Raw genomic sequence first — 7,722 nt, forward strand, 5'->3', positions numbered from 1 at the left:
GGGCGCTCAGGCCGGAAGCGAAAGGTCGGGCAACGCGGACGCGGGCTGCAGGACGAGACCGAACTGGCGCGCCAGCTGATCGAGCAGCACCGCCTTGACGGCGTCCATCCCGGAGGGGCCGCCCAAGTCTAGCACCGAGGTCACCTGCAGGCCCTGGTAGCCGCAGGGATTGATGCGGTGGAACGGCTCCAGGTCCATCGCCACGTTGAACGACAGGCCGTGGAAGGTGCAGCCGCGCCGCACCCGGATGCCGAGCGCGGCGATCTTGGCCCCGCCCACGTACACGCCCGGCGCGCCGTCGCGGCGCTCGGCGACGATGTTCCACTCTTCCAGCGTGTCGATCAGCGCCTGCTCGATCTTGCACACGTAATCGCGTACGCCGATCCTGAGCCGGCGCAGATCCAGCAGCGGATAGACCACCAGCTGGCCCGGGCCGTGGTAGGTCACCTGGCCACCACGATCGACCTGCAGCACCGGAATCTCGCCCGGCGCCAGCACGTGCTCGGGCTTGCCGGCCTGGCCCAGCGTAAACACCGGCGCATGTTCGACCACCCACACCTCGTCGGCCGTGGCGTCATCACGCGCATCGGTGAACCGCTGCATCGCGCGCCACACCGGCGCGTACTCCTGTCGACCGAGATCGCGCCACTGCGCCGGCAGGACGGGGACCGGGCCCGCCAGCGCCTGCACCGCTACAGCGTCCACTTCACTTCCGGATGGTCGCGCAGCGCCTGGTGCGCAGCGTCGAACTGCGCGCGGCTTTCGGCGCGGAAGCCGATCTTGACCGAGACATACTTGCCGCTGGACGAATGCTTCCAGCTGATGCTTTCCTCCAGCAGCTCCACGCCGGTGGCGGCGAGCAGGCGCGGAAGTTCGCTTTCCAGCCCGCGCTCGGCCGCGCCCATGGCGCTGAGCTCGAAGGTGCCGGGAAACTGGAAGCCGTGATCGGGGTTGTCGGTGCTGATTTCCATTCGCCCATTATCGGGACGATGGCGGACAAACCCAAGTCCGCAGTACGTGGGAAAGAACAACGGGGCCACCGGGGCCCCGTTGTTTCACGCCAGACGCGTCACGCCCGGCATGGATGGCGCTAATTGCTTATTTGGACAGTTCCAGCATGGCCGACGAGACCCAGCCGCGATTGCCCATTTCGTCTTCGACTTCCCACATGACGCCTTCCTTGGTGCCGGTCGGGTACAGCATCATGCCCGGCTCCAGCGTGCGCACGGCTGCGCCAGTGCCCTTGGCATTGCCCAACAGACGCCCCGCACGGGTCACGGTCACAGCCTGCTGCACATTGGACGCAGCCGCGTTGCCGGACAGACCGCCGAGCTGGGTGACGACGTCGGTGTAAGCCTGCAGATAGGCCAGGGTGATCACCTGGCCGATCTCGGTGTTGGCATAACCGCCGGCACCGGCCGCGCCGTAGTCGCCGCCGGTGAAGACGTTGCCACGCGCGCCCCAGCCCAGGTCGGTCTTCTTGGCGTTGCCTTCGGCCATGGCGACCTGTTCGGAGGAGCGCACATCGGTGATGGTCAGCACCACGTCAGCGGTCTTCTTGTTGAGGTTCAGGCCACCGACCAGGTTGCCGGCATTGCCACCCACCAGGCCGCCTAGCATGCCGGCAATGGCACTGCCGCCGGCATTGTGGTTCTGCGAAATGAGGTCCGGCGTCATCACATAATCGGCTGCGCGGATCTGGCCCTTGCCCACGTTGGAACGTGCGCGCAGATCGCCGTTTGCCGCCATATCGCGCTCGCGCTGCGATGCCGCCATGCCCGCGCCACGGTCCACCAGGGTGAAGCAGCGGGAACGGTTGACGAAGACCTTGATCAACTTGGATGGCGCCGGCAATTGCTGACCGGACCACCAGTTGACTGCGTCCTCAGGCTCGATCACCGACAGGCTGCCCAGCGGCTTGGCACACACCGGGATCTGCGCGACGGCATCCTTGCGCTGATCCTGTGCGGAGCCCTTGAAGGCATCCTTCAGTCCGGCCAGGGCCGGCGCGCTGACGCTGGCCAGTGCAATGCCAACCACGCCGGACAACAGCGCTGCGCTCACAGAAATCGTCTTGCTCATATTGTTCCCCTGACACCTGCGCTGCCGTCGGCAAACGCGATCCGTTGTGATGAAACGGCCTGAGAAGGCCGCCGTTCCTTGGGGCTGGTTTCCCCGGGGGCGGATCATATGCTATTCGCGCGAGCTTTTCATGGCCGTCATACCGCAAATGGAACGGACTGGTGTTCCAGACCCCGCCGCTGCATCCAGGCGGCTCGGGCATGATCCCTCCTGCACATTCACGCGGCGCAGCCGTGGCCGCAGGCACCTTTGCCCCACATCGTCCTTACTACCTTCCCAGGCCCTCCATGCTTCGACCGCGCGCGTTGACCGCTGCCCTGCTGCTTTCTCTTTCCGGGCTGTCGATGCCGGCCCTGGCCGCCGACCAGTGCGACTCCAGCAGGATGAGCCGGACCCCGCCGGCGGTGAACTTCCGGGTCGACAATGACCTGTTCGGTGGGGAGGACCAGGATCAGGGCTACTCCAATGGTGCGGTACTGACGCTGGTCTCGCCCAACCTGGTCGACTACACCGACGACCCCTGCCTGCCGCGCACCGCGCGCTGGGTCAACGGCTACCTGGAGCGCCTGCATCCGGGCGAGTTCGAGCAGCAGAACATGGTGTTCTCGATCGGGCAGGCGATTTTCACCCCCACCGATCCCACCCGCCGCGATGTGATCCCCGATGATCGCCCGTATGCGGGCATCCTGCTGGCGAGCTTCGGCTACAACGCGCGCAACGATGCGCAGCTGCGCACCACCCAGCTGCAGATCGGCGTGGTCGGCCCATGGGCGTTTGCGCAGGAAGCGCAGGACGCCATCCACGACATCCTGGGCGACGAGAAGTTTCAGGGCTGGGACAACCAGCTGCACAACGAGCCGCTGATCAACCTGGTCCACGAGCGCATGCGCCGTTGGCCGGGCGATGCGGCGGTCAATGCGGACGGCTTCGGCTGGGACTTCATTTCGCATTGGGGCGGCTCGGTCGGCAACATGGCCACGCATCTGAATGCCGGTGGCGAGGCACGCTTTGGCTGGAAACTGCCGGACGACTTCGGCAGCACCCCGACCCGCCCGGCCGGCGAGAACACCGCCCCCAGCCGGCTCGGGCGCGCCAGCGGCTGGTCGGGCCATCTGTTCGTGACCACCGATGCGCGCTGGGTATTGCGCGACATCACCCTGGACGGCAACACCTTCCGCAACAGCCACAGCGTGGACAAGCGCGCGTTCGTGGGCGATGTCGGCTACGGCCTGGCGGTGATGTACGGCCGCTGGAAGTTCGCCATCGCCCGCTACCACCGCACCCGCGAATTCGACACCCAGCGCGAAACGCCGGTGTATGGCAGTTTCACGATCAGTCGGATGCTTTGAGGGCTGGGAATCGGGAATTGGGAATAGGGAATTGGGAATAGGTAGAGCAAGAGCGACACCCCGCCTCTCCGATTCCCGATTCCCGATTCCCGATTCCCGATTCCCGATTCCCGATTCCCGATTCCCGATTCCCGATTCCCGATTCCCGATTCCCGATTCCCGATTCCCGATTCCCGATTCCCGATCCAAAGAAAAAGCCGGCTTTCGCCGGCTTTTTCTTTGGATCACTCCGATTCCCACCACATCCAGAACGCATCCCAGAGGCGCTTGAAGAATCCGCCTTCTTCCACGGCATTGATGGCGACCAGCGGGGCCTGGGCGATGATCTTGCCGTCCAGGCTGACCTTGACGGTGCCGATCTGCTGGCCCTGCTTGATCGGGGCCTGCAGGTTCTTGGCCACTTCCATGCTGGGCTTGAGGTCGTTGTAGCGGCCGCGCTGCAGGCTGACCAGCAGCGGCTGGGCCACGCCGAGCTGCACTTCGTCCTGCTCGCCCTTCCAGACCTTCTGCTTGGTCACGACCTTGCCGGGCGCGTACAGGCTGTGGGTTTCGAAGAAGCGGAAGCCCCAGTTGAGCAGGGCCAGGCTGTCGTCGGCACGCTGGCGCTCGGACGAATCGCCCATCACCACCGCCACCAGGCGCTGGTCGCCGCGCTTGGCCGAGCTCAGCAGGCAGTAGCCGGCCTCGGAGGTGTGGCCGGTCTTGATGCCGTCCACCGCCGGGTCGCGCCACAACAGCAGGTTGCGGTTGTTCTGCTTGATGCTGCCGACCTGGAATTCCTTGATCTTGTTGTAGGCGTAGGTCTCCGGGTAGTCGCGCACCATCGCGCGGCCCAGCATGGCCAGGTCGTAGGCGGTGGAATGGTGGCCTTCGGCGCTGAGGCCGTGCGCGTTGACGAAGTAGGAGTCCTTCATGCCGATCTTGGCGGCGTAGCTGTTCATCAGCGAGGCGAAGGCCTCTTCGCTGCCGGCCACATGCTCGGCCAATGCGATCGCGGCATCGTTACCGGACTGGATCGCCATGCCCTTTTCCATGTCTTCCAGACGCGCGGTCTGGTTGACCGGGAAACCGCTGTAGCTGCCGTCGGTGCCGGCGCCGCCCTCGCGCCAGGCGCGCTCGCTCATCATGACCTGGTCGTCGCGCTTGACCTTGCCGTTCTTGATTTCGGCAGCGACCACGTAGGACGTCATCACCTTGGTGATGCTGGCCGGCGCCAGCTGCTGGTGGATGTTTTCACCGGCCAGCACCTGCCCGGTGGCGTAATCCATCAGGATCCACGACTTGGACACGGCCGGAGCGGGTGCGGGCGGAACCGGGACGGCGGCCGGCGCAGCGGCAACGGCAGGCGTCGGCTGCGGCGCAGGCGTCTGGGCGCAGACCAGGCCAAAGGCGAACGTGGCCACCGCAGCGGCAGCGAAGCGGAATTTCATTGAAGAACGACTCCTGACGGGCCCGAAGGCTGGGTAATGCGAAATTGTAAGGCGCCGCGGCGATCAGGGCGACGCGCCAGCGGCCGCGCGCGCCTGCGCAGTTCAGCGATGGCGGCAGGTGACGTGCCGAGTGCGGCTGACAGCACCCGGGCATCGGGCGCGCGAACAGGGCGCGCAGGGATCACGGTTGCTCGACGACAGCTTGCGAAGTCAGGCGCCGGACCCTCCGCCGACGCCTTGGCAGACAGTTCGACCCGGCCTAGTTGGCAACGATCTGCGGACGCCCGAAGCCCAGGCCGGCGATGCGCTGCGCGATTTCCGAGGCATTGGCGTGGTCGCGCGCGTTGACGCGCAACCGCCACAAGGTACGGCCGCCGCTGACGATATCGCTGACGCTGGCGCCGGCAATGCCGGCCGAGGCGAGCTGCGACAGCGCGCGGTTGGCGTTTTCGCGGCTGGCGAAACTGGCCACCTGCAGCAGGATGTCGCCCAATGCCGCCTCGGCCACGCTCGGCGCCTTGACCGGTACCGGTTCGCTCCTGAGCGGACGTGCTGGCGCGCTGTCGGCAGGCTTGATCGCCGCCACCGCGACCGGGGCGGCTGGCGCGACCGCTACCGGGACAGCCGAGGCAGGCCGCGGCGCGGCGGCAGACGGCTTGCCGGTGGCCACGCGCACGCCCTGCGCCTTCATCCAGGCATCGAAATTGTCGGCATTGCCGGGCTGGCGCGAGTCGGCCACGCGGTAGCGCCAACGCTCGCCCGCGGGAACCGCAGCAGTCCCGGCACTGCTTGCCACTGCGGCGGCGACCGGAGCGGCGGCGCTGGCGGCCCCTGCGCGCGGAGCGGCGGACGGCACTGTGCGGGTAGGCAGACGCTGCACCAGGCCATCGATCTGGCTGGCGCTGGCGGCCGGCCGTGCGGCGGCCACCGCGGTGCTGACCGGTGCGCTGCCGCTGCGGCGCTTGGCCAGCAGATTGCCGTTGTCGGCTTCGGTCAGGCCACGCACCTCGACGTTGCCGGTGCCCTTGCCGGTGATGCCCAGCTTGACCGCGGCGGCGTAGCTCAGATCGATCACGCGCCCGTCGTGGAAGGGGCCGCGGTCGTTGACGCGCACCACCACCGAATCGCCGGTGTCGGTATTGGTCACCAACGCAAAGCTGGGCAGCGGCAAGGTCTTGTGCGCGGCGGTGAAGGCGTACATGTCGTAGACCTCCTTGTTGGAGGTCAGCCGGCCGTGGAACTTGCTGCCGTAATACGAGGCGGTCCCGCGTTCGACATAGTCGCCGGGGCTGTCCATCACCACGTAGCGCTTGCCCAGCACCTCATACGGCGAGCGGTTGCCGACCGCCGAGCGCGGCTCGTTGGTGACCAGCGGTTCGGGGATGCAGGCCACGTTGGGCACATGGTCGGGCGTGGTGTCCTTGACGCCGGGCTTGTACAGGCCGCCGGCGGTGTAGTCGCCGCGCGTGGACGGGTCTTCCTTGGCGGCCGCGTACGGCGAGGTCGAGGGGCAACCGGTGGCGACATACGCCGGCCCCTTGCCGTCGACCTTGACGCCCTTGATGGCGCCGCTTCCGCCAGTGCCGGCGCTCTTCTTCGGTGCACTGCTACAGGCCGCCAGGCCAAGCATCAGCGCCATCGGGATCAGCCACTTGGGGCCTGTCGTGCTGTTCATGCCGGGGGTAACTCCTTGCCGGCGATGGCCTCGGACAGCTGGAACACGGCCATCGCGTACATCTTGGAAATGTTGTAACGGGTGATCGCGTAGAAATTCTGGAAGCCCAGCCAGTACTGCTTGCCGTTGGCATCGTCCAGGGTGATCGGCGTGGCGGTAGTGCCGGCCACCACCGGCGCATCGGGGTGGTAGCCGCGCGCGGACAGATCGGCCAGCGTGTGCACCGGCGACCAGTCGGTGGGATTGAATTCCTCGTGGCCGGCGGCCAGCGTGGCCGGCACCGCGACCTGGCCACCGCGCACCCAGCCGCCCTTCTTGACGAAGTAGTTGGCCACCGAGGCGAACACGTCGTTGTGATCGGTGAACAGGTTGCGCTTGCCGTCGGCATCGCCATCGACGGCGAACTGGCGGTAGCTGGACGGCATGAACTGGCCCATGCCCATCGCGCCGGCATAGCTGCCGATCAGCGTGGTGACATCGAGCTGCTCTTCCTTGCCGAGCGCGAACAGCTGGCCGAGTTCATCGCGGAAGAACAGCTCCCGACGCACTTCGCGTTCGAGCTTGGCCGGGTCGCCGCTACGCGGGTAGCGGAACGCCAGCGTGTACAGCGCGTCCAGCACGCGGTACTTGCCGGCATTGCTGCCGTAACTGGTTTCCACCCCGATGATGGCCACGATTACCTGCGCCGGCACGCCGGTGGCTGCTTCGACCTTGCTCAGCTCTGCACGATGTTCGGCCAGGAACTTGCGGCCGCCATCGATGCGCGCCTGGGTGATGAACATCGGGCGGTATTCGTTCCACGGCTTGACCCGCTCGGCCGGGCGCGACATCGCGGTGACGATGGCGTCCTTGAACTGCGCCTGCGCCAGCACCGCTTCGATCTGTGCGGCGTCGATGCCGTACTTGGCGGCGGTGTCGCGCACGAAGTTGGCACGGGCGATCTCGAACGGCACCGGGGTCAGGTCCACCGGCGGCAGCGCGGGCGCTTCGGCAGCCGCACTGACGGGCGCGACCGGGGTGCTCGGCGGCTTGGCCGGGGGCGCGCTGGCGGCCGGCGGCGGGGTCGGAGGGCTGGGCTGGGTCGCGCAGGCGACGAGGCCGAGGGTGAGCAGGCAGGTCAGAGTGCGTCGAATCATCGGCCGAGGGTAACAGAGAACAGATGAACTTCTGGCAATAAGGCCATGAA

At 66.9% G+C, this 7,722-nt stretch carries 7 protein-coding genes; 1 reads left to right on the forward strand and 6 read right to left on the reverse strand.

The annotated features are described in order from the left end of the window. Positions 1 to 6: 6 nt before the first annotated feature. The 3 genes from lipB to EO139_RS11250 form a co-directional block, all read right to left on the reverse strand. Positions 7 to 705, reverse strand: a complete 699-nt coding sequence (gene lipB / locus EO139_RS11240; protein ID WP_126942845.1) for a lipoyl(octanoyl) transferase LipB — start codon at positions 703 to 705, stop codon at positions 7 to 9. Next, positions 693 to 971 (reverse strand): YbeD family protein, encoded by a 279-nt coding sequence (locus tag EO139_RS11245; protein WP_104583778.1) that lies wholly within the window; start codon positions 969 to 971, stop codon positions 693 to 695. The genes lipB and EO139_RS11245 overlap by 13 nt, the downstream gene beginning before the upstream one ends. A gap of 127 nt (positions 972 to 1,098) precedes the next feature. Further along, complete coding sequence (locus tag EO139_RS11250) at positions 1,099 to 2,082, reverse strand: CsgG/HfaB family protein (RefSeq protein WP_104583777.1); 984 nt, start codon at positions 2,080 to 2,082, stop codon at positions 1,099 to 1,101. Positions 2,083 to 2,369: 287 nt separating this feature from the next. Between EO139_RS11250 and EO139_RS11255 the strand changes: the two genes are divergently transcribed. Further along, a complete protein-coding gene (locus EO139_RS11255; RefSeq protein ID WP_104583776.1) occupies positions 2,370 to 3,431 on the forward strand; it encodes a lipid A deacylase LpxR family protein in 1,062 nt (353 codons plus the stop codon). Positions 3,432 to 3,655: 224 nt separating this feature from the next. Here EO139_RS11255 and EO139_RS11265 read toward each other — a convergent pair whose 3' ends face one another. The 3 genes from EO139_RS11265 to mltB all read right to left on the reverse strand — a co-directional run bounded on the left by EO139_RS11265 (position 3,656) and on the right by mltB (position 7,672). Then, a complete protein-coding gene (locus EO139_RS11265; protein ID WP_104583775.1) occupies positions 3,656 to 4,861 on the reverse strand; it encodes a D-alanyl-D-alanine carboxypeptidase family protein in 1,206 nt (401 codons plus the stop codon). A gap of 259 nt (positions 4,862 to 5,120) precedes the next feature. Beyond that, positions 5,121 to 6,536, reverse strand: coding sequence for a septal ring lytic transglycosylase RlpA family protein (locus EO139_RS11270; RefSeq protein ID WP_126970644.1), 1,416 nt, complete (start codon positions 6,534 to 6,536; stop codon positions 5,121 to 5,123). Continuing rightward, positions 6,533 to 7,672, reverse strand: coding sequence for a lytic murein transglycosylase B (gene mltB / locus EO139_RS11275; RefSeq protein ID WP_126944587.1), 1,140 nt, complete (start codon positions 7,670 to 7,672; stop codon positions 6,533 to 6,535). The genes EO139_RS11270 and mltB overlap by 4 nt, the downstream gene beginning before the upstream one ends. Positions 7,673 to 7,722 lie beyond the last annotated feature (50 nt).

The sequence above is a fragment of the Xanthomonas sp. BRIP62411 genome (assembly GCF_003993525.1).
Taxonomy (GTDB): domain Bacteria; phylum Pseudomonadota; class Gammaproteobacteria; order Xanthomonadales; family Xanthomonadaceae; genus Xanthomonas; species Xanthomonas euroxanthea.

Coding starts and splice junctions, on each gene's coding strand:
- EO139_RS11250 (WP_104583777.1), bottom strand. CDS start 2,082: ATGAGCAAGACGATTTCTGTGAGCGCAGCGCTGTTGTCCGGCGTGGTT.
- mltB (WP_126944587.1), bottom strand. CDS start 7,672: ATGATTCGACGCACTCTGACCTGCCTGCTCACCCTCGGCCTCGTCGCC.
- EO139_RS11255 (WP_104583776.1), top strand. CDS start 2,370: ATGCTTCGACCGCGCGCGTTGACCGCTGCCCTGCTGCTTTCTCTTTCC.
- EO139_RS11245 (WP_104583778.1), bottom strand. CDS start 971: ATGGAAATCAGCACCGACAACCCCGATCACGGCTTCCAGTTTCCCGGC.
- EO139_RS11270 (WP_126970644.1), bottom strand. CDS start 6,536: ATGAACAGCACGACAGGCCCCAAGTGGCTGATCCCGATGGCGCTGATG.
- EO139_RS11265 (WP_104583775.1), bottom strand. CDS start 4,861: ATGAAATTCCGCTTCGCTGCCGCTGCGGTGGCCACGTTCGCCTTTGGC.